This window comes from Bacillus sp. ISL-34, assembly GCF_018613325.1.
Classification (GTDB): Bacteria; Bacillota; Bacilli; order Bacillales; family DSM-1321; genus Peribacillus.
Genome location: NZ_JAGGQJ010000010.1, coordinates 45134 through 67825, shown reverse-complemented (window position 1 = coordinate 67825; position 22692 = coordinate 45134). Strand labels below are relative to the sequence as shown.

General features: G+C 36.8%; 20 protein-coding genes. 7 read left to right on the top strand and 13 right to left on the bottom strand.

The window, feature by feature from the left end:
- Nucleotides 1-31 precede the first annotated feature (31 nt).
- The 4 genes from J7E52_RS09715 to J7E52_RS09700 all read right to left on the bottom strand — a co-directional run bounded on the left by J7E52_RS09715 (nt 32) and on the right by J7E52_RS09700 (nt 6006).
- On the bottom strand, nt 32-1465 hold the full coding sequence (locus tag J7E52_RS09715) for a CoA-acylating methylmalonate-semialdehyde dehydrogenase (protein ID WP_214745434.1): 1434 nt from the start codon (nt 1463-1465) through the stop codon (nt 32-34).
- A gap of 702 nt (nt 1466-2167) precedes the next feature.
- Nucleotides 2168-2350 carry a YolD-like family protein gene (locus J7E52_RS09710; protein WP_214745359.1) on the bottom strand — a complete coding sequence of 61 codons (183 nt, stop codon included), beginning with the start codon at nt 2348-2350 and terminating at the stop codon, nt 2168-2170.
- A gap of 228 nt (nt 2351-2578) precedes the next feature.
- On the bottom strand, nt 2579-4060 hold the full coding sequence (locus J7E52_RS09705) for an alanine/glycine:cation symporter family protein (protein WP_214745357.1): 1482 nt from the start codon (nt 4058-4060) through the stop codon (nt 2579-2581).
- A 302-nt stretch (nt 4061-4362) separates the two neighbouring features.
- The gene (locus J7E52_RS09700; protein WP_214745355.1) at nt 4363-6006 is read right to left on the bottom strand and encodes a PucR family transcriptional regulator; all 1644 of its coding nucleotides are present in this window, start codon (nt 6004-6006) and stop codon (nt 4363-4365) included.
- A gap of 540 nt (nt 6007-6546) precedes the next feature.
- Between J7E52_RS09700 and J7E52_RS09695 the strand changes: the two genes are divergently transcribed.
- Nucleotides 6547-7428, top strand: coding sequence for a LysR family transcriptional regulator (locus J7E52_RS09695; RefSeq protein ID WP_214745353.1), 882 nt, complete (start codon nt 6547-6549; stop codon nt 7426-7428).
- 265 nt (nt 7429-7693) lie between these two features.
- Here the strand turns inward: J7E52_RS09695 and J7E52_RS09690 are convergent, their stop codons facing one another.
- Nucleotides 7694-8035, bottom strand: coding sequence for a hypothetical protein (locus tag J7E52_RS09690; protein ID WP_214745351.1), 342 nt, complete (start codon nt 8033-8035; stop codon nt 7694-7696).
- A 288-nt stretch (nt 8036-8323) separates the two neighbouring features.
- On the opposite strand from J7E52_RS09690, the gene J7E52_RS26885 reads away from it, so the two are divergent.
- Nucleotides 8324-8791 carry a DUF2306 domain-containing protein gene (locus tag J7E52_RS26885; protein WP_286197621.1) on the top strand — a complete coding sequence of 156 codons (468 nt, stop codon included), beginning with the start codon at nt 8324-8326 and terminating at the stop codon, nt 8789-8791.
- 545 nt (nt 8792-9336) lie between these two features.
- On the top strand, nt 9337-9741 hold the full coding sequence (mscL, locus tag J7E52_RS09685; RefSeq protein ID WP_214745432.1) for a large conductance mechanosensitive channel protein MscL: 405 nt from the start codon (nt 9337-9339) through the stop codon (nt 9739-9741).
- Nucleotides 9742-10015: 274 nt separating this feature from the next.
- Here mscL and J7E52_RS09680 read toward each other — a convergent pair whose 3' ends face one another.
- Entirely contained in the window at nt 10016-10222 is a 207-nt protein-coding gene (locus tag J7E52_RS09680; protein ID WP_214745349.1) for a hypothetical protein, read from the bottom strand.
- Between the two features lie 317 nt (nt 10223-10539).
- Between J7E52_RS09680 and J7E52_RS09675 the strand changes: the two genes are divergently transcribed.
- Nucleotides 10540-11046 carry a DinB family protein gene (locus tag J7E52_RS09675; protein WP_214745347.1) on the top strand — a complete coding sequence of 169 codons (507 nt, stop codon included), beginning with the start codon at nt 10540-10542 and terminating at the stop codon, nt 11044-11046.
- Nucleotides 11047-11088: 42 nt separating this feature from the next.
- The gene (locus J7E52_RS09670; RefSeq protein ID WP_214745345.1) at nt 11089-11253 is read left to right on the top strand and encodes a hypothetical protein; all 165 of its coding nucleotides are present in this window, start codon (nt 11089-11091) and stop codon (nt 11251-11253) included.
- Between the two features lie 64 nt (nt 11254-11317).
- On the opposite strand, the gene J7E52_RS09665 is transcribed toward J7E52_RS09670, so the two are convergent.
- The 5 genes from J7E52_RS09665 to J7E52_RS09645 all read right to left on the bottom strand — a co-directional run bounded on the left by J7E52_RS09665 (nt 11318) and on the right by J7E52_RS09645 (nt 16264).
- On the bottom strand, nt 11318-12046 hold the full coding sequence (locus J7E52_RS09665) for a GntR family transcriptional regulator (RefSeq protein ID WP_214745343.1): 729 nt from the start codon (nt 12044-12046) through the stop codon (nt 11318-11320).
- 67 nt (nt 12047-12113) lie between these two features.
- Nucleotides 12114-12896, bottom strand: a complete 783-nt coding sequence (frlD, locus tag J7E52_RS09660; protein WP_214745341.1) for a fructoselysine 6-kinase — start codon at nt 12894-12896, stop codon at nt 12114-12116.
- Between the two features lie 62 nt (nt 12897-12958).
- The gene (locus J7E52_RS09655; RefSeq protein WP_214745339.1) at nt 12959-13972 is read right to left on the bottom strand and encodes an SIS domain-containing protein; all 1014 of its coding nucleotides are present in this window, start codon (nt 13970-13972) and stop codon (nt 12959-12961) included.
- 105 nt (nt 13973-14077) lie between these two features.
- On the bottom strand, nt 14078-15421 hold the full coding sequence (locus J7E52_RS09650) for an amino acid permease (RefSeq protein WP_214745336.1): 1344 nt from the start codon (nt 15419-15421) through the stop codon (nt 14078-14080).
- Nucleotides 15422-15445: 24 nt separating this feature from the next.
- On the bottom strand, nt 15446-16264 hold the full coding sequence (locus J7E52_RS09645) for a TIM barrel protein (RefSeq protein WP_214745334.1): 819 nt from the start codon (nt 16262-16264) through the stop codon (nt 15446-15448).
- 592 nt (nt 16265-16856) lie between these two features.
- On the opposite strand from J7E52_RS09645, the gene J7E52_RS09640 reads away from it, so the two are divergent.
- Nucleotides 16857-18347, top strand: coding sequence for a DHA2 family efflux MFS transporter permease subunit (locus J7E52_RS09640; protein WP_214745332.1), 1491 nt, complete (start codon nt 16857-16859; stop codon nt 18345-18347).
- A gap of 287 nt (nt 18348-18634) precedes the next feature.
- Complete coding sequence (locus J7E52_RS09635; protein ID WP_214745330.1) at nt 18635-19213, top strand: YitT family protein; 579 nt, start codon at nt 18635-18637, stop codon at nt 19211-19213.
- Nucleotides 19214-20030: 817 nt separating this feature from the next.
- Here J7E52_RS09635 and xylE read toward each other — a convergent pair.
- Nucleotides 20031-21452, bottom strand: coding sequence for a D-xylose transporter XylE (gene xylE, locus J7E52_RS09630; protein WP_214745328.1), 1422 nt, complete (start codon nt 21450-21452; stop codon nt 20031-20033).
- A gap of 191 nt (nt 21453-21643) precedes the next feature.
- Nucleotides 21644-22690, bottom strand: a complete 1047-nt coding sequence (locus tag J7E52_RS09625) for an aldose epimerase family protein (protein WP_214745326.1) — start codon at nt 22688-22690, stop codon at nt 21644-21646.
- Nucleotides 22691-22692 lie beyond the last annotated feature (2 nt).

Below are 22692 nucleotides of genomic sequence, written 5' to 3'. Positions count from 1 at the left end.
GTTCCATTCTTTTATGATTTTAAATCAGTTTTTAGTAACGGGCAGTAAGCATTTTCTTGCGAGTGTAGAATTCTACTCCGTCTTTTCCATTTGCATGAAGATCGCCGTAGAAGGATTTTTTATATCCTGAGAACGGGAAGAACGCCATAGGAGCCGGAACCCCAAGATTAACGCCCAGCATGCCTGCATCAATTTCTTCACGGAATTCACGAATGGCTTTTGCACTGTCTGTATATAAACATGCGCCATTTGCGAACTCAGACTTGTTTGTCAGTTCAATGGCTTCTTCTAAACTGTCCACTCGGACAATCGAAAGTACCGGAGCAAAAATTTCGTCCTGCCAGATTTTCATTCCTGTTCGCACATTGTCAAAAATCGTAGGTCCAACAAAGTATCCCTGCTCATTCCCTTCATCGTTTCTCCCATCACGAATTAAGGAAGCACCTTCCGCCTTGCCACTTTCTATGTAACTGAGCGTACGTTCTTTATGGGATTCACGAATAACAGGGCCAAGAAACACACCTTCATCCATCCCGTTTCCTATTTTAATTTCATCAGCTGCTTTTTTAAGCCGATCGATTAATTCGTCCGCAACATCTCCAACTGCAACTACGACTGAAGCCGCCATACAACGCTCGCCTGCAGATCCAAAAGCAGCACCGGTAATATTCGTTACAGCGTTGTCCAGATTTGCATCAGGCATGACGATTGAGTGGTTTTTTGCTCCTGCCAGAGCTTGTACACGTTTACCGTTAGCTGCTGCAGTTTTGTATATATACTCAGCCACAGGCTGGGAACCTACAAAAGATACTGCTTTTATATCCTCATTATCCAAAATGCCATTAACCACTTCATGTGCCCCATGGACAATATTTAATACCCCATCTGGGAGTCCTGCTTCTTTAAATAATTCAGCTAAACGATTAGCCAACAATGGTGTTCTTTCAGATGGCTTCAATACAAAAGTGTTTCCACATGCAATGGCAAGTGGGAACATCCAGCACGGAACCATCATCGGAAAATTAAAAGGTGTGATTCCACCAATAACACCAATTGGATAGCGATACATGCCTGACTCAACACCAGTAGCAATATCGGGAAGTTGATCTCCCATCATTAAAGTAGGGGCACCTGCGGCAAATTCCACGCATTCAATCCCCCGTTGTACTTCTCCGTAAGCTTCGGCATAACTTTTTCCGTTTTCCAGGGTAATAATTTTTGCTAACTCTTCCCAATTCTCTACTAATAATTGTTGATAACGGAACAAAATTCGAGCACGTCGAGGCACAGCAACTTTTCTCCATTTTTTAAAAGCTTCCTTAGCAGCTAAAACCGCTTGGTTTAATTCTTCACGAGTAGAAATTGGAATGCGGGCAATGATTTCTCCAGTTGCTGGATTTGGTACTTCCTCAACTTGCTCACTTGCCGATTCCACCCATTGTCCACCAATATAGTTCTTTAGCATTTGAACTTCAATCGTTAATTCCACTATAAAAACCTCCTATTTTATGAAAACTTAGCAATACCTTGAGTTCATTATATTGGTTATATAAATACAGACCATTAGACAAGGTGTAACATATTCTGTCATTTTTTTCTGCATCATGAATACGAGTAGATAAAATTATTTACAAGTTGTCATAAAAAAAGAAACCCTTTTAAGGATTTCAGTAAGCGTTTTGGCCATTTAGAAGGCATAAAATATTTATCTACTGGTCTAATTCAGAGATGTATTCGTATATAAAATTACAGCTATGAAATGCCAGCCCTATCAACCTCTTACCTAAATCAAAGATTTTGATAGAGCATCCCTTATCTTGATACGGTACAACATCAGCTAGTTAAGCTTGCTTCGCAAGCTCGAATGCATGATGGAGACTAATAGATTCGAGATATCCTTATTGCCAGCTCAGGAGCTTTTGCCTGAAGAGAAAACCATTTCGTTTTCGAAGCGAATTTTTGAAAAGCCCGAATGAAATACCGGGCTACGATTCATTGGAAGCGGATAAATCGGCTTGATAGACTTTAATTAAATCAGCTTCTACTGTAGGTTTACACCACAATAATATCTTTTGTTTTAACCCTATCAATATTAAAATGATGCCTCTCCAACCAAGTTTCTTCTATATACTGTTTTTAACCGCACTAATTGTTAAAAGCATAATAATTAACAAATACTCCTAATACCAGACAAACGAATGGCGTAGACCTGTTGGTTTTCATCTTTTAAAGAAACGGTTTGTTCGTATGGATCAAGATTGTAAACACGACCCTTACGTGTTTGTAACACACCGTCCTCATAATAGTTAATGGTGATTAAATGACTTTTTGTGAATTCTTTTAAAAACATACACTTATCCCTTTCCGATTAGTATTCTATAAAATGAAGATACTTCATTTGCTTATAAAGAGAGGTCCTTTTTATCTTTTAACCGTTAAACACAAAACAATCCTCTCCCTAAAAATTTCACTTTTGGAGAGGATTGAAGATAAATGCAATAGGTCTGTCTGTATAGCGCTTAAATTAAACTGTTAAACCATAATCTCTTCATTAAAAGCTTTTACTGCCGTTCACTTTTCAGATAGATAGAGTTTCCCTTTCCACTGGCTTATTTCCTTGCGTTTCTTTATACTTTTCTTCCCAAAATTCGGCGTCTTTGATTCCTAACTCTGCCGGGTTAAAAACAGGATCTTTTCCTGCTTTTTTCTGCATTTCATAATCTTTTAACACCCGTAATGCCGGCTTGATTAGAAGAAAAATAACACTAAGGTTTACCCAGGCCATGGCCCCCATCCCTAGATCACCCATTGCCCACACAACAGCTGCTGTTTTCACACTTCCGTAAAATGAAGTGATCAATAGGACAACTTTTAAGACATGGTTTGGCCAACTAGACTTTAGTTTTTGGCTTCGTGTCAGAAAAGCAAGGTTTGTTTCTGCTTTGTAATAATAAGACAGCAGCGTGGTAAAACAGAAAAAGAATAAGGAAACTGCCAGGAAACCCGCGCCGAATTGCGGCAAAACAGAATCAACAGCGAGCTGTGTATAAACAGATGGCTCCACGTCTCCAACCTTATTCACAATAGGGGCCATCCCTTCCGGTGCCACATTGTACATTCCTGTGATTATAATCATGAATGCTGTCGCAGAACAGATAAGTAAGGTATCAATGTAAACAGAGAAGGCTTGAACCAAACCTTGTTTTGCTGGATGGGATACTTCTGCTGCACCTGATTCAAACGTTTCACTACCTAGACCAGCTCCACTCGAATAAACGCCCCTTTGTACCCCCCATGCAATTGCAGAACCCATCAATCCGCCAAAAGTGGAATTTAAATTAAAAGCACTGGTGAAAATCAGCGAAATCACATTAGGAATTTGCGAATAGTTTAAGCTTAAAACGATGATACAAACGATGATATAGCCAAGAGCCATAATCGGAACCATGAATTGTGCGGTTTTGGCAATCCGCTTAACGCCGCCAAAAATGATAAACCCTAGCATCAAAATGATACCGATCCCAGTTACCACAGGGGGTATTCCAAAAGCACTGTTCATCGTGAGCGCTACTGTATTAGCCTGAACACCTGGCCATAAACAGCTCATCACAATTAAGGTGAGAACGGCAGAGAAAATGGCAAACTTCCTGAGCTTCAGCCCTTTTTCAATGTAATAAGGTGTCCCGCCCCGGTACTGTCCATCGATCTTCCTTTTGTAGATCTGAGTAAGCGTGATTTCGATAAACGAAGTAGCACTGCCCAAGAATGCAGTAACCCACATCCAAAAAACCGCCCCGGGTCCTCCCAAGGCAATGGCGGTAGCCACACCTGCTATATTCCCGGTGCCAACCCGGCTGCCCAATGACATCGCCAGTGCTTGAAAAGACGAAACGCCGGCTTTTGAATCTCCTCCTTCAAAGGACAGCTTTATCATGTCTTTTATAAACCTTATTTGGACAAAACGGGTGGAGATAGAAAAAAGCAGCCCCATTCCTAAAAACCCATATACAAGTAATGGACTCCATACATATCCATTCAGCCAATTTACTAAATTCTCCAAAAACGCACACCCCTTTTACCTAGATTCTTAATTTACAGATTGGTAAACTGTATATGTTCTCGCAATCCTTCTTTTTTAAAAAGATACAAAAACTAAACAGTCTGTCTTTGCTGCTATTAGAACTCATTCTTTTAGAGGTATCATTCACTTAGTTGTTTAAACATCTATAATTTGTATCTAAATGATGAAATAGATTCTTAGCGTTTTATATCCTCTTCAGCATTGCTCAAAAAAATATAAGGGTAAAGAGTGCTACCATGTTATAGGTTTTCTTGCTTCCAAATAATACAAAAGACCTTAGTTTAATACAATCGGTTAACCACCCGCGGAAACGTAGTATTTTCATATTCAGACTTAGACTGAGAAGCAGAAATATATTCATAAGCTGAAATGGCAACTTCTATGGCTTGACGTTTATATGGATCCATGAAATTTCTTCCAATTAAATCATATAGTTTTTCGAGTCGATGATACAGGGTTTGACGAACAATGTGAAGCTGTTCGGCGGTTTCTTTTTTTGCACCTTTACATTGTAAGTATGTTTTTAATGTTTTTAGTAATTCTCCACTATTCTGCTGATCTTGTGATAAAACTGGACCTATATAATCTGCGATGAATTCGTTAAGGATTCCTTGATCATGAGCAGCTAATACCATCCGAAAAATATATAAATCCTCATAAAAAATACTGTTTAATTCATTGGGTATTTTTTCTCGAATATTCATAGTCTCTTTTGCTGAAGTATAACTGTTTCTTACTTCGTTTAGATTAGTAACAAATTTACCGACGCTAAAACCGAAATCGGAAAATTTATATTTTTTTAAAAAATCCGAATCCTTTAAACCTTCTATTCCTTCTTGTATTCTGCGCTTGAAATCTTCATTCTTCCATTTGTTTATAAGGATAAAAATAATTTGATTTTTCCCTATATCAGTCAATAAAAATATACCTTTTTGCTGAAACATTGAACGACAGTAGATTTTTATATAGTTAAATTCTGAACTTACTTTTTCTATGTTATCTGCTTTACAAAGTAAAACCGTGTAAGTATTGGATTTGAGATTAGGTTCAAGCTCTGAAAGATATTTTTGAATCTGTTCAGCGCTATTTTCCCCTTCAAGCCAACGCCGTACCCATTCCGCTTCTTTAGTTTTTCTCTGTTCTTCAATATATAATTCACGCAAAAGGCTTTGTGCTAATGCTATAGCACTGCGATCTAGAATGAGGGATTCAAATTCTGTTATGGAACCCGATTCCGAAAAAACAAAGAGATCAGCAAAAGTTTGGTTTAAAGCCTGTACAGATTGATGTGCAACACTCATATGTTTTGATATGTTGTTACTTTTAAACAATTGTATTATTTTCTCTTCCTCTGCTCTTTCCTTCTTAGAAATAATTTCAATTTTACCTTGAGTGGTAATGTATAAAACTGTTAATTTTAAATGTTCATGTATTAACTGGAGAATTCTTTGTTGTGGGTTTGACGAAAGAAGAAGCTGGTTTAACCTATTGGAGTAATCTTCTAAATCAGTCAAAATTCTATAATGCTTTTTAATCAAGAGGCTATGTAATTCCTGTGTAATGTCAATAAAGCGAACTTTTTTCTGAAAAACGATTAAGGGAAAGTCATATGTATTGGCTAGTTGTAAAGCGGCTTCTGGTATCTCGGAGATGTACGTTCCTAACTCAATACAAAGACCAGCTGCGTTAGCATCAATGGATTGTTGAATTAATGAAGTAAAAGTATATTCACCTCCTTTCCATCCAACCCCTGTAGAAAGAATCAATTCATTCCCATTCAAGAGGCTTTCAATTGAATCGACCTCCATAACATGGACCCATCGAACAAGCCGATCAAGTCCTCCTTTTCCAGCCAAAACCTTAGCACTTGCAAAGTGTTTATTTTGTAAAATTTCCTTTACTGATAATTTAACTTCAAAGTTCATTGACAACTTCCCCCTTTAGTTTTAAACCAGCAATAACCATTCTTTTCCCCTCACTGAAGTTGTCTAAAAAAACCTTTCAGTATTCCTCCGACACTTTGAATAATTAGCATAAAAAGTTGGATGAAACGTAACACAATATTATCTCTTCTTAACCTTAAAAACATTATATTCTGAAAATTAAACTTCCATCAATATTCTTGTCAGATTTTCTGACACTATTTTTTCAAAAATCTAATTGAGCAATCATAGAAGAGGCATAAACCCTTATTAATCAATATTTATATATTTTCGAAAGGAGAGCATCCATCAAATCAGTATAAAAAACAAAATATTATTCTCTGATATAGACCTAAATTTAAAGCGCTTACAATTATTTTAAAATTATTTTAACGAAATAGGTCTTTTATATTTTACCTTACATAGTAGAATTTTCATCCAAGTAAAATTGATTACCTTTAGTATAAGAAATCCATATGAATTAGTAAAATGAATGTTTATAATAGTAAACATGAATTAATTCGATAGATGAAGGAGAATTAAATGACACTTAATCGGTTTGAAGCCTTTAATGCTGTTGTGGAATCGGGAAGTCTGACAGGAGCTGCAAAACTTTTAAATTTAACACAATCGAGTATCAGCCATGCGATTTCTAGTTTGGAAAACGAATTAGGTTTTTCTTTACTTACCCGAGGGAAAGCGGGGATTTTTTTAACAAGCAATGGTGAACGGATGCTTGAATATATTCGGGATATTCTAATCCTAAACGATAAAATGAAACAAGAAGCTGCAGAAATAAATGGTATAGAAACAGGGGTAGTCAGGATAGGTACATTTACAAGTGTTGCTACACAATGGCTGCCTTTTATTATTAAAAAGTTTCAAGATGCCCATCCTGGAATCATCGTAAAGTTATTTGAGGGTGATTACCTTACCATAGAAAATGAGGTTTCAACCGGAGGAATAGATTGTGGGTTTCTCACCTCACCTATCACAAAATCGTTGGAATTTCTTCCTTTAAAAAAGGATAAAATGCTTTGTATCCTGTCAGATCAGCATCCTCTTCATACATCAAATACTATTTCTTTTGAACAAATTGAAACTGAGCCTTTGATTATGCCAAAAAAAAGCTGGGGAAATGAGATAGAGCAAATTTTTAAAAAGAATAATATAAAGCCTAACGTAATATTTGAGGTATCAGATGATCAGGCGATCTTTGCAATGGTACAAAATAATTTAGGCATTAGTATTAGACCTGAAATGACTTTGTCGGGCATTCCTGCCAATATTGGTATTCTTAATTTAGAAATTGAATCTTTTCGCTTTATAGGCCTTGCTGTAAAACCAAACATGTCACCTGCCACTAAAAAGTTTGTGGATTGTGTCCAATCATGGTTAAGTGACCGCAATTTACTGGATTTTTAACATTAAGCGTTCTTTCGCGGTATAAATTGCTGACAAAATTAGAGTGACTCAAAAAGGGTTTTTCCTTTTCGAGTCACTTACTTTTTTTAGAATCTAAAATCCTTTACAATTGTTCCTATTCCAGGTGCTCGGAACTGAATGGGCGTTCAAGAAAAACCATTTATATTCTTACAGGAACGCTGCCCTTTAGTTGAAGAGGACAATCAATAGCATTGTTTATTTCACGAATGATAAAGTCAAAATTTTCAAAGGAAATACTTACTTTTCATTTTAGATATGTTTTAAGTTTCTCTTTATCAGCAACATGAATCCATGGTAAATCCAGATTATCATCATTAATACCAGGTTGGATAACGCGGCTATATAAAAGGTCACAAATACAATCATTTAATAACTGTATATCCTGGTCTGATATTTTCCGGTTAAATGTTAAAGAAGCGGCTCCTGTTTGTTTGGTCATCCCCCCTATCAAGCCTCTTTGATTTAATGAACTTCTGATCACTTCTCTGATTGCCTCTAGACTAGTCAATGGAAATACATCAAGGTGCTTAACAATCATTCTAAAAATATCCTCTTTAGTTAAATCCTGTTCAATATCTTGTCGCAATTAATCCACCCCCATTCGTCAAAACATTCTTCAAATGAAACGTAAAGTCCTCCTTTATCCTTAAAAAGGACGACGCATACTGCTTATTTGAGCGGGCATGCCCTTTCAACTCTTAAAAAACCAGATTCACTGACAACTATCCGCCACGAATACAGCGCCTGAATCCATCTTTCCAAAGGATTGAGGCGCTGCATAATAACACATATTGTATTCCAAATTATCCATGGTAAATATTTGAATTGTGATAAAATAAAGATAAATATTAATGAATATTTAACGAGGGGAAAGTTGCTTATCTTTAAAATCATTCTGTTCATTCATATTTTCGCTGGAGCAATATGTCTTATTAGTGGAATAGGTGCTATGTCTTCAAAGAAAAAAAGAGGTAAGCATACAATTTGCGGTGAAATTTATCACAGTTCATATGTTGTAGTCTTTGTCACATCCCTGACAATGGCAATATTGAATTGGGAAAGCAGCGCATATTTATTTTTCATTGGGATATTTTCATATTCTTTCGCATTCATAGGCTATCTTGCTGGTAAGAAGAAATGGAAAAACTGGATTGTATCTCATATTAGCGGGATGCTCGGTTCCTATATCGCTATTTGTACTGCAATTCTTGTAGTAAATGTATCCAATATAACTATCTTGAATGAATGGCACCCATTAATTTTTTGGTTTCTTCCAAGCATTATAGGTTCCCCGCTGATATTTTTGGTTGGACAGAAATATAAAAAATTCAAATCCATCTAAATGCAGTCCATATACCTCCTGTAAATAAGTCATTTAACAAATCCCCCCAACACAAAAAAAGCCCCTCGATTAAAAGAGGGGCTTTTAACAATGGAGGAGTACCACTTAGGGGGTAGTACAATAATATAATTATCGCCAAACGAATACATTTATATTCACCCTCTTTGGCAAGTTAGTGAAAGCTGCTTTACCTGACTTCTAGACATTGAAGGTCGACATCTTAGTCGTTCTCCATCTGCCTTCCATTACTAATTTTTTATTGAATGGTTTTTTTTCATTTTTTTAAGCTTTTGGTCTCTGACCATTACATTAAATCCTTTTACAAAAAGACCTGCTATTGTAACGGCTCTTTAACCTTTTATGAATGGAAACTGGAGTTCTTTCCCCTTTAATCGGACTGCCGTAATTGCGACATACTTAAGGATTCAAAAGATTTAGCGGATGGTTGGTCCTCTCTTTGGAAATAATAGATGCCTCTTGCTCTATTCAATTTTCACCATGTTTCTGATATGCTTTTATCAATAAAAAAGAAAGGTGTAGTTATGATGATAAAGGAATTCAGGGAGTTTATAACTAAAGGAAACGTTCTCGATCTTGCAATAGCCGTAGTGATGGGTGCTGCTTTTGGGAAGATCGTTTCATCACTAGTCAATAATATTATCACACCGCTAGTAGGAATTTTATTAGGGGGGATCAATCTTTCTTCGTTAAAGATTACAGTTGGAAACGCAGTAGTTCAATACGGTGAATTTGTCCAAGCTGTGATCGATTTCTTGATCATTTCGTTTGCGATTTTCATGTTTATGAAGGTAGCGAATTCGCTTATTAGAAAAAAACAAAGTAACGAGGAATTGGAAGTGGAAGTGGAAGTGGTACCGGCATCCGAGCAATATTTAAAGGAAATCCGTGATCTTTTACAAAAAAATTCACGGCAGGACGAAACATCATAAATTCAATTCTTATATTCAGCACACGGTCTTTAATAACTAACGCTTTAACCAGCCACTCTCGATTAAGAGAGGGGCTTTATCTTATTCCACAGGTGATTTTTGTCCAATTCTAATTGTGTATCAGTGCATCATATTTATTCCAGTACTTGCTTAATAAATAGTCCCTATTAACAGCCAATGGAATTTTCTTGTTTATTAAAATAACGTTGTAAGTTCAAATATTCCAGATTCATCTCTCCTACCCCAAATAAAAAGCATCCCCGAAAGGATGCACTTACATTGTTTCATAGTTTTTTATTTCAAATTCATTTACAGGCCGATTAATCGACTTACTCAATTTTTTAATAAGCTCTTGGTAATCCTTAGTATCATTTGGATCTATACCTTCTCTGACGTTTAGTATCTCGTATCGGTCATACTGTTCTGGAATTAGTTTTCCGTCTACATGGATATAAAGCCTATATTTGATCCTTAGATTCATATTACCATCTCCTTTACTATCATTTCGATATAAGGAGCTATTTTCCTGCAAGAAAAAATGCCATTATGTGGTACTCCACTAACAATTCATTTTTTTAATCAGAATGTTAAGTAGTTCGTATTATCTCAAAACCTCTAATTTTATATATTGTACATTCGCGATTACACACATACCGAAGAATCATTAGGAGGAATTGTTATATAAATAAGAGAACAACATATTAATAAATATACTTTTTTGACAACACCTGAATTTTTTTGTTCTTACTGCATAAATTGTTCAATACGGAAAAACTAGTATACATGGAGGTTTTTTAAATGAATCATCCCGAGCCAGTATTAGAAATGTATAACTATCACGCGTGGGCAAATGGAGTCATCATCGATCGGCTAAATGAACTTCCACAGCACATTTACCATAAGGAAATTCAGACTGGTTTTTCGTCGGTATCAAAAGTGCTGTCTCATATTTATCTTACAGATTATGCGTGGTTTGACATTATCTCAGGTAAAAGTATGAATGAAGCAATGGAATCTTCTAATCAATTAAGAGAAGTGGTGGAAAAGAAAAGTATTGAGGACATGAAAAAAAAATTTATAGACCTATACGAACGAAACAAAGCACTTCTGAGTACAGAGGATATGGAAAAGGTAATTGTCGTGGATAACCCATATGCCGGGTTGCTTGAAACTTCCATTTCCGAATCGGTATTACACGTTGTCACTCACGGATCATATCACCGTGGCAATATAGCTACCATGCTGCGGCAAATGGGGTACACATCCGTTATGCAAGATTTCGGCCTTTACCTTTATTCAAAATAGAACACCAAACTGTATCCGATTCCTGAATAAGGAGATTGATCGATGGAAGAACTAGTTGGCCCTTGTGTTCGTTGTGCACGTGATGTATATTGTACGGCTGGTTTCCTGAACGGTATTCTGTTAGATAACAAGCAAATCTTATGTTTTAATTGTAAGGATATTTTATATGCAATGACCGAAGAAGAAAGATTGGAGGAGGAAAGTTGAAGGAGCATTACACAAAAATCAAAACTAGATGTTTAAATAGGTCATGCCAAAATATTGGCATGACCTATTTTGCCCGATGAACAGTCAGATTGACCTTGTTGGTTTCACACATGAACGTTGAGAGATGCACAGGTTGGTCGTTTGCATCGAAAGCAATCTTTAATATTCTAAATAAATTGGCGCCAATATCACATTCTAAAAATTTAGCATAGTTTTTTGTAGCACCAATCACGTCAATAATTTTATCGTTACTGACTATTTCTGTATGGTAATCTTCCAAAAGGATTTTATAAGTTGATTCATCCCTTGCAATCTTCTTTTCTAAATCCGGAAAACGAATCAACGAATAATGAGCGGTATCATAGAAAAGCGGACGATCATTTACATACATGAGTCGCTCAAGTTCGAGAACGGGGCTTCCTTCTTTGATGAGGAGATGACCTGCTACATCTTTTGGTGCGGGTATGACCTCACTTCTTAAAATCCGGGAATTAGGTATCATCCCAAGCTGATGACTAAACTCTGAGAATCCACTTATGGATAACAACTCATTATGGAACTTATTAGATGCAACAAAGGTACCCCTACGCGGAATACGTGTCAGTGTTCCTTCCTTCACCAATTCCTCTATTGCTTTTCGTATGGTAATGCGACTAACGTTATAAGTTTCACAAAGCTCTGCTTCGGTTGGGATCTGTTCATCTGGTTTGTATTTACCGTTCTGAATATCATTCTTCAACATTTGCCTTATTTGCATATATAATGGCTGGGGGGTTGAAGGATTTAAATTCATATTAGATTCATCCTTATCCGTCAAAATTTATTATTTACTATCTATTATACATTATTTCCAGTCCCAGTCACCACGCACCGAAATATCTAATTGTTTTCGCAGCAGTCTCTGTGCCCAATTCTAAACAACTGCCGATAGATTGGCCTTTCAATATCCCATAAATAAAACCGGAAATGAAGGAATCCCCCGCACCCATCGTATCCACCACATTCGCTTCAACGACACCGCATTGATAAAATTGAATGCCATCATAGGCAAGTGAACCATTTTCACCTAAAGTGGCGACCGCAATTTTAGATCCTTGATTTTTTACATCCTTTAAAAATTGGCGGATAAAAGCATCATCCTTCGTATAAGAGAATAAAGGATAATCAACAAACTGCGGTAAAGTCTTCACAAGATCATGATCTAGCTGATCTGAGAAATCAAAGGACGTGAGCATTCCTTTTTCTTTAAAAAAGGAATAGTACTTATCCGCATGTCCCCAAATCCCTGAATGAATAAGTTGATATGTTTGAATGTAATCGAGTTCTTCCGTCGTCAAACAGAAATGTTCCATGACACCTTCATCGTATTCTCCAAACCTGCGGTCATTTCCTACCATTTCAACAAAAGTAACCGCTGTTTTTCCTTCTTTCCGCGAAAGATGAGAAATATCAACATCTTTTTCCTGAATCGCTTTAACCATTTTTTCACTGTATTGATCTGAACCCACCCAGCCAATATAAGCAGATTCAACACCTAACCCTTTTAAATAGACAGCGACATTTAAAGAATTACCGCCAGGATAGACCTCCCCATTCTTATGATATACATCCATACAGTTATCTCCGACTGAAACCGTTCTCATCACTTTCCCCCGCTTTCTTTGAACTTAAGAAATGAGCACTACTAAGTAGTGCTCCATATAACTTAATATTCCATTTGTCGATAGTATCTTCTAAGCGTTAGAGGATGATTTCTTTCACGCTCAAGGTAAACGCTGATTCGACTTAATACAGACCAGTTGATACTAACAGAAAAGTGCTTTCTGAATTCTTCGCTGATGCCTTCCATTTCAAAGCTTTTGGTATCAATAACCGTTAAATTTTTCGAGATTTTTTCTACAAATCTCTCTACACGGTCCATCAGCGGTCTTGTTTCATCTTCACCTTTTAGTAAAATAACACTTGTATCTTCAACAACAAGTTCAAGCGTACCATGGAAAAATTCTGCCGCGTGGATGGATTTCGCTTGGATCCATTGCATTTCCTCTAAAATGCACATGGCATATGAATAAGTGTTTCCCCAGAGGTTACCAGAACCGACCATCATGTGGTAATCCGTGTCTTTATGTGTAATGGCAAATTCCTCTGCTTTTTTGTCAAAAGATTTAACGGCATCTAGAATTGCACGCGGAAGCAGGGAAACCTCCTTCGTGAATTGTTCATATTGCGGGAATTCATTGTTGTTATACATGAAACGGAAGACGACCATGTACAAAAGCATAAAGAAAGTATCAAAAGAGTGCGTTTCGGAACCTGTCGTTATACAGTAATCCGCAATTTGTGTTAACGGAGTATTTGGTTCTGCAACTAAAGCAATTGTAGTGGCCCCTTTTTCTTTACAATATTCAGCCGCTGCAACTGTTTCTTGAGTAGTCCCGGATACAGATGTAAAAATACAGACTGAATCTTTGCTGAAATGCTTGTGATTCATCACCATGAACTCAGCAGCAATTTCTGCATGGACATCAATGGTAGAATTTGACTTTAAAATGTATTCATATGGATACATCATGGCTATGGTGCCACCAGCACCTACCAGGAAAATATTGCTGTAGCCCCTTTTTGTGATTCCATCTACGATTTCTTCAATCTGGCCTCTAAAAGCAAGGCCCTCTTTTTCTACAAGATTAAGAAATAACTCTTCATCAAACTTTAGCATCAACATCTTCCTCCCTGTGTCTCTGTTTATTTGTTATGTCTTGTATTATATCTAAACATTACAATTTGTACAATTGTTTTATTTTAAGTTAAGAATGTCATTCTGCTAAGCCACGATATCGCTGTCATTATTACTCTTTGATCCATATTTTCTTTCCCAATAATAGTAAACCGGCAGGCCTGTTGCGATGACGATCAATGCCGCAATCACTCCTTGGATAGGCGCCCAAGTAAATGTTCCCCAAGCCAGCCATGATGCTCCAAGAATAGCTAAAACCGTCGTTAATCTCCACATTGGCATACGATAGATTGGGTTATAATCATCCCTTTTACGACATTTATAAACAGCGGCAAAGTCCATAATGTTAATAACCAATTGAATCAGTGTGAAATAGCCAAGTAACACTGTTAAATTACTAAAGCACACAAGGATACATGCATACGTAACCTGAACGATGATGGAGAAACTTGGAGTTTCATATTTAGGATGGACTTTCGCAAAGCGTTTAAAGAATAGTCCGTCCTTAGCCATTGCATACTCAAGGCGAGGCTGAAACATTATGCAAGAACTCAGCGAACCCAAGATAACAATAATAGCCGTAATGGCCACAAATGATGATGCAATATCAGATAATCCCGGAATATATTTTACAGCTTCGGAAACTGCCGCATTGGAGTTCATTAATTCCTCAAATGGCATCAAGCCGATGACACAAACGGCCAGCAGTGTATATAAAGCCAACACGATGAATACCGAACTAATAAGAGCCCGGGGAAGTATTTTCCCTGGATTTTTGAACTCCCCAGCCATGAAACAAATCGCTGCCATCCCCGTATATGCCCATGTGGTTGCAGATACACCACCTATTAAACTTGACTTTTGGGCACCAGGTCCAGGGGTATAAGCAAAGTTATCAGGGTTCATATACATTATTCCCAGGACAATGACAATCAGGAAAGGAATGATTTTGATAGCCGTGATGATGACTTGGAAAAGACCTCCTTCTTTCACACTTCGATAATGAATCGCTGTGATGAGCAGGATGATCGCAATACCCAATAATTTCCCGGCCACTCCTGAGAAAAATGGGAAAAAGGTTGCTAAATAAGAAACAATCGCTAAAGCCATAATCGATATGGACGGAGGATCCAACGCCCAGAAAGTGGCCCATCCATATAAAAATGCTAAAGGCCTCCACCCAGCTTTATTCAAATAAACGTAACCGCTTCCATTTTGGGGGTATGCTGTCGATAACTCCGCCAGCACCATTACTTGCGGTATGGCAATCACACCGCCTATTATCCAGGCTAGAATGGAAATAGAAGGAGTACCCGCAGCCCTTGCAACATCACCAGATGAGACAAAAATACCCGATCCTATAGTAGTTCCAACAGCAATAGCTAGAGCAGACCAAAAACCCAGTTTTCGTGTAAGTGTGCCATTACTCATAAAGAGTTCCTCCAAATTAGATGATTAAATTCCCAATTCCCTTACTTTTTCAATAGATTTCATGATTGCATCACATGGATTTTGATAATAATTTGATCCCATAATCTCTAGGGTACAACTTCCTTTGTAACGATGGCTTTTAAGGCTTGTTAAGTATTCTCTCCAATTTAAAACACCATCATCTAGTGCCAAATGCGCATCTGATTGACCATCTCCATCCATTAGGTGAAAATGGCTTAATTCGGGAAGGAAGGAAAAGTACTCATCAGGTGTTTCACCTGCCAGCTGCATTGAAACTGTATCTATCATTCCTTTTAGCGAAGGAGATTGGATTTCCTCTAACATTTTCTTTAGCCCCTTAGAGTCAATTACCAGATTGGATTCATATTTTGTTAATGGCTCTAAAGCAAGAATCAAACCTTCCATCTCAGCTACTTTGGTTAATTGAAAGATTGAGTCACTTGCATACTTCCATGATTCCTCTTGTGAGGCAGAAAAGTCCCCTATTCCAGAAGTGATAAGCATCATGTTTGTGTCTAACTCCAGCGCGGCGTAGAGATTCTCCATAAAATATTCAATGCTTTTTTTTCGCCAATGAGCATCCGAGGATGCAATGTTATAAGGATAGATGCATTGTTCTGGAGTATAGCAGATGATTTTCATATTTCTAGACTTAATTTCCCTTCTCACACTCCTTATATTTCCTAGTATGTTGCGATAAACATACAGATGTGGTTCCCCACCCCATAATTCAATACTTTTAATCTCAAGGTTGTCCATGCAATCCAAAAAATAATGTAAAGGGAAATGCCTAAAAGTGATATTCATCCCTGCAATATTCAATTATTTCACCCCCTGATAATACTTTTTATTTGTTATGCTTTGTATTATAATTAACTAATACATTGATTGCAATAATATTTTTGAATATTTAAATAATAATAATTTCAAAATACGGAAAAGGCGTGATTTTATTGTCCATCACACCTTATTATCAATTAACTATTTTTTAGTGAATACGAATGATAGAATGTTAAAGAATTTATACTTAAGTGAAACTATTCTTCTGATAAGTGATACTCAACTTCAACGTGCCTCCGGCGGCAGATCCGATTTTTTCATTTCCTGAACATAAAGTGAGTATTATATTGGTGATTATTGTTTGAAATATGATATACCTGTAGAATGGATGTAAACCTGGGGGATTTCATAAACAAAAGATATATCCTGAAATATTGTCAAGTGAGTGGTTAATAAAGAATAAACACCTCAAAAAAGCCGTAAATTGAGGTTAATCTCCTTAAGATGGTGCATGTTATTGGGAAAATAGGTTGTTTTACACGAAACTTAGTGAAGACGCATTAGTTTCTATAACTTGAAAAAATAGCAGGCAGTACAATTTGTACTGCCCTAGCGGAAAGGACGTGCCATAAAAATGAATCACGACAAAACAGCAATCACTAAAATTCGTACAGGCCCCATGTTTGCGGTGATGCTGGCTGGTGCTCTAGTCGCTTTCTTAAATCAGACTTTGATTAATATCGCATTGCCTCAATTAATGACTCATTTTGACATATCAGCTGCAACAGCTAATTGGCTTACTACTATCTTCTTATTGGTCAATGGGATTGTCATCCCGATTACCGCTTTCTTAATGGAACGATTTAATACAAGGCAATTATATCTTGCTTCGATGGGACTCTTTGCTTTAGGAACTTTTTTATGTGGAATTGCACCCAGCTTCTCCGTCTTGTTGATCGGACGTGTGGTTCAAGCTGCAGGTGCGGGGATTTTATTCCCGTTGATCACAAATGTGATTTTCACTTTATTTCCGCCTAACAGACGCGGTTTCGCAATGGGCATATTTGGTATCGCGATGAATTTTGCCCCAGCTGTAGGACCGACGTTATCAGGATGGATTATCCAAAACTATTCTTGGCGGGTTCTGTTTTTTATCATTTTCCCATTTGCCCTGCTTGACTTCATCTTTGCCATTTTCATCATTAAAAAAGTAGGGAAAACGAGTCGGCCTAAACTCGATAAACTGGGTGTAATTCTATCCACTATCGGATTCGGCGGGGTTCTATATGGATTTGCCACGGGCGGTACCAAGGGATGGAGCAGTCCCGAAGTACTGACGATGTTCCTTGTTGGAGGAATCAGTTTAGTTTTATTTGTCTGGAGGCAATTTACTGTATCTCATCCTATTTTGGAATTTAGAATTTTTCGGTATCGGATGTTCACTTTAACGACAATCATCAACATCATCGCCACTATGGGTATGTTCTCCGGAATGATCATCATGCCGATCTATATGCAGAATATCCGTGGGTTTACTCCAATGGAATCCGGTCTCATGCTATTGCCAGGCGGTATTTTAATGGGGATCATGTCTCCTATAACAGGTAAGCTGTTTGATCGATTTGGTGCGAGATGGCTTGCGGTGAGCGGACTTGCCATCACTATCATTACAACCTATCTTTTAACGCGGCTTCAAACAGATACGTCCTATTCTTATGTGGTGTGGGTATATACCATTAGAATGTTCGGAATGTCGATACTGATGATGCCTATCTTCACAGCCGGATTAAATGAATTGGCACTTAGCCTAAATAAATATGGCACAGCAATGGTCAATACATTGAGAATGGTGGCAGGCGCTGTTGGCATGGCATTCTTTGTGTCCATCATGACAAACCAAGGAACGAAACATGTTCAGGAAATCTTATCTCAAAGGAACATATCACCGGATAATACATCACAAATGGCGATGGCCATTAAACAAGGCAGCGTAATGGGAGTGGATGATGCATTCATGATAGCAACAGGTTTGACCATAGTTGCATTCATACTGGCCTTTTATATACGGCAAACTTCACCACAAGAAGATACCATTACAAATCGCCTATCAAAAAAAACATCTTGAATTAACTAGGCTAAATCCAACCTATTTTCCAAGGCTTGCCCTATGAAAACATGCAAAAAAAGAGACACTTTTTATGAGTGTCTCTTTTTTTGCCCTAATTAACTTAATGGCCTCAGGTCTATATTTTGACCCTGCTGCTTACTCGAATGCGGCTAAATTTCAGAACATCATTTGAAGAACAAAGCAATAATTCACAAATATTAATAGTAACTTTCAATCAGCTGAGTATAAATTTGCATTCCTCTCATATATTTTAAGATAATGTTTTGGACAAGGGGAATGTTTTTATGAAAAAGTTTGTTACTCTAATTTTTTCAAGTTTTTGCATTGGAATTGGTCTTAACTTGTTTATAATCCCCCTTCATCTAATAAATGGAGGGATATTTGGAATAAGTTTGTTAATCAAATATGTTTGGGGAATCCAGGTTGGACATACCATGATCATGATCAATATTCCCATATACCTTCTATCTCTTCTAGCCGATAAATCTTATTTCTTTAATGCCATCCTTGGGTTAGCTTTTACTTCAACCATTATTGATTGGCTAACACCACTAAACGGTTTGGTTCATCTACCGATCATAATGAGTGCAATTATTGGTGGAATGACGATTGGGATTGGTGTTGGTTTTATGCTGAAACAACATATTAGCCCCGGTGGAGTGGATTTACTAGCACTGTTAATCTCAAAATCCACGGCAATTAATCCTGGAATTGTTATTTTTATGATTGATTCACTCATAGTAATTGCCGGAATTATTATACTGAAAGACTTAAAGTTACTGTATTCCCTCATCACGATTTCCTGTGTCGGGATATGCGTCATTTTAATCAATTCTTTTAAGTCAATAAACTTTTTAAGATAAAGTTGTACCTACAAGTGCTGAACAAGGAAGGCTCTCCCTTACGATATACATTTTGCTCGTACTGTACTCGGGATTTCGTACGTTTCCCCATGATTTCACACCGTTTACTCGTGAATTTTGGATGTTTACTCGTAAGTTATGGCCATTTACTCGTGAATTCGGCTTATTTACTCGTGAATTCAGCACGTTTACTCGTGAATTCGTGCTGTACCCATGATTTCGCACCGTTTACTATAGCACTTGCCAGTTCTCTTGCATCTCTGGTTTTAAGTTGATAACCTTTTTTAGATATAAAATAACCTTTATAGGAAATTCCATATATGTCCGTAACCAAACCGAAAAGCTTAAACAAGTTCGTCTTATTGATCGATTTATATCCTTTTCACACCCTACTCTTAACCCTGGATGTAGATATTGCACATCACTTGTGGTCATATAATCACCTTTAATTTATTCGCTATCTTACCGAAATTTCCTTCTATCAAACCTGCCCCGTTAGTACCATAAGAAAAAAAGGCTGCCTCAGCAACCTTCCTTTTTAGAGTAAGAGACCCATTAGTTGAAGAGCAAAGTATTATTATACAAAGCATTTTAATCCAGAAATACCCAAATGGAATTACAGCTATGAGACCTGAGATTAATGCTATTTTCGTCCTAAAGATTCGACTTTTTGTTTTTTCTGAATGAAAATTTGCTCTTTGTTGTTGTCCACCTGTCCATGCTCCGATAAAAACCCTGAAATAACAATACTTACTATCCCAACAATAAGAATCCTTTTATATAATATTTTGTGTCCAGTTTAAGTGAATTTTACTATTTAAATAATTTGACTATCTTCTGAACTATTAACATTTCTTCTCCATATATTCTCCATCTGTTCAAGAGTCTTACCTTTGGTTTCAGGAACCATTTTCCAAACAAATAAGGCAGAAAGCACGCTCATTGAACCATAGAAACCGTATGTTAGTCCCCCACTATATTCCATCATCATAGGATATGTAGAAGAAATAAAATAGTTAGCCGCCCATTGGGCAGCTACAGCAATAGCTACAGCCCGACCTCGAATTTTATTAGGGAAAATCTCTGAAATTAGCACCCAGCAGATTGGACCCCACGACATCATAAATGAAGCTGTATAAATAATGATAAATACAAGCGTCCCTATTCCAATTATATTAGAAAAGGCCATGCTTGCTACACCAAACATACCAATTGCCATTCCAATAGAACCTACTATTAATAATGGTTTTCTTCCCCATCGATCAACTGTTAAAATTGCGATAACTGTAAAGATAACATTTACTAATCCCATAATTATGGTTTGCAGCATAGAAGAATCTTTAGCTGCTCCCATGCTTTCAAAGATACGCGGTGCGTAGTATAAGGCTACATTTATACCTACAAATTGTTGAAATACAGAAAGCAGTACACCTACAATAATAACTAATTTTCCATAAGCGAATAATTTTTCGGATGAAATATTGATAGTGGTCGTTTGTTTAATATCACTTAGAATCGCTTTCGCTTCTGAAGATCCATTGATTTTTGTAAGTATAGCTAAAGCTTTTTGATCTTGATTCTGTATTGCCAAATAGCGAGGTGTTTCTGGAACTAATAACAAAAGTACAGCAAAGATTAAAGCTGGTATCGCTCCTGAAGCAAACATGTATCTCCATCCTACATCATTTATCCATTCTAACGTTTCACCATTTGCAATCCCCCAGTTTACAAAGTAAACAACTAACATACCAAAAATAATCATAAACTGATTAAATGATACCAATCTGCCGCGAATATCAGCCGGAGCAATTTCTCCTATATAGATTGGACAAATGGCAGACGCTAATCCAACACCAATCCCCCCTATAATTCGATAAAAGTTAAAAGCTAGTAATAAAGAAAGTGTTGGTTCACCTTTTGTAAAAAATAAAAATTCAGGATAAGAAGCACCTAATGCTGATACTATAAAAAGAATCGCTGCAAGTATAAGTGATTTTTTACGTCCTAGTCTTGATCCAAAATAGCCGGAAATTAATCCTCCGATAATACATCCTATTAAAGCACTTGATACGGTGACGCCATGTGCCAAAGGGCCTAAGCCTAAGCTATCGATTAAATAAACCTTTAAAGATTCTTCAGCTCCAGAAATTACAGCTGTATCATATCCAAACAGTAATCCTCCAATTGCGGCGACTAATGTAATCGAAAAGATATATAATGAGTTTCGTTTTTGCTTCATGTTTTACTAAAAACAGTTATGAATGAAGTCTATTTAATATTAAAGCGCATACTTTTGGTTGCGCTTTCAAAATTAATGAACAAGAAGGACCTCTCTTCCCTCACCCATTCTACTAACTGCTTTTATCCTCCCTTCCATTGTAGATTTTCATTTCACTAAAACAACATTAGACCATTGAATACCAAAGGTTTTTACTCGACGGTAAACGTAAAACGAGTTTTAGAATGATACTCTTTATTTTTTTCTAATAAAATAGGAGGTAATTGCTGATTATGAATGGCATTTGGCGGATGTTGAGTTTCGAGACATAAGCCAAGGTGTTTTTGACAAGGAATTCCTCTAATTAGAAAAGTATCTTCTAACATATTTCCCGTATATAAAACAACATATGGCTCATCTGTTTCCACTATCATTTTCCGTCCGTTAGAAGGATTAACCAAACAAATTTCTTTTTGATGATTTTCACTTAATAAGAATGGATGGTCATACCCATTTCCAACTATTTCATTTTGTTGATGTTTGGATTTTACTCCTTCAATAATTCGCTTTCCCGCTCTAAAATCAAAAGGTGTATGTTCAACGTCTATTAAATTGCCTGTAGGCAGTAAGGACTGATCAAGCTCTAAAAACTTATCACTTTTCATAGTTATTTCATGCTGTAAGATATCTTCTTTTAAATTGCCACTCAGATTAAAGTAAGTATGATTGGTTAAATTTAATAACGTATTTTTATCTGAAATACCATGATAGGTTATTATAAGATCATTATTATCAGTGAGAGTGTAAACGACGCTTACCTCAAGATTTCCAGGATAACCAGCTTCTCCATCAGGACTCATATAAGTAAATGTCACACTAGCCTCATCTACACTCTCACTAGTAGAGGATTTCCAGATTACGTTATGGAATCCCTCGGGTCCACCGTGTAAATGAGTTCTCCCTTCATTCTCAGCGAGGAGGTATGTAAACCCTTCCATATCAACGCTTGGTGGATTAACTCTCCCTGCCACTCGACCGATTACTGCACCAAAATAAGGGGAAAAATGTAAATAATCTTCTGCAGAATCAAATCCTAACACGATATTTTCTATATTCCCTTCTTTGTCTGGTACATCAATTCTAGTAATCGTACATCCATAATCAATACAGGTTACTTTTATGTTTTGATTGTTCATGATTGTATAAGACTTTACCAATTCTCTATTTATTTCACCGAAAATTCCCTCTTCTATTTTCATAT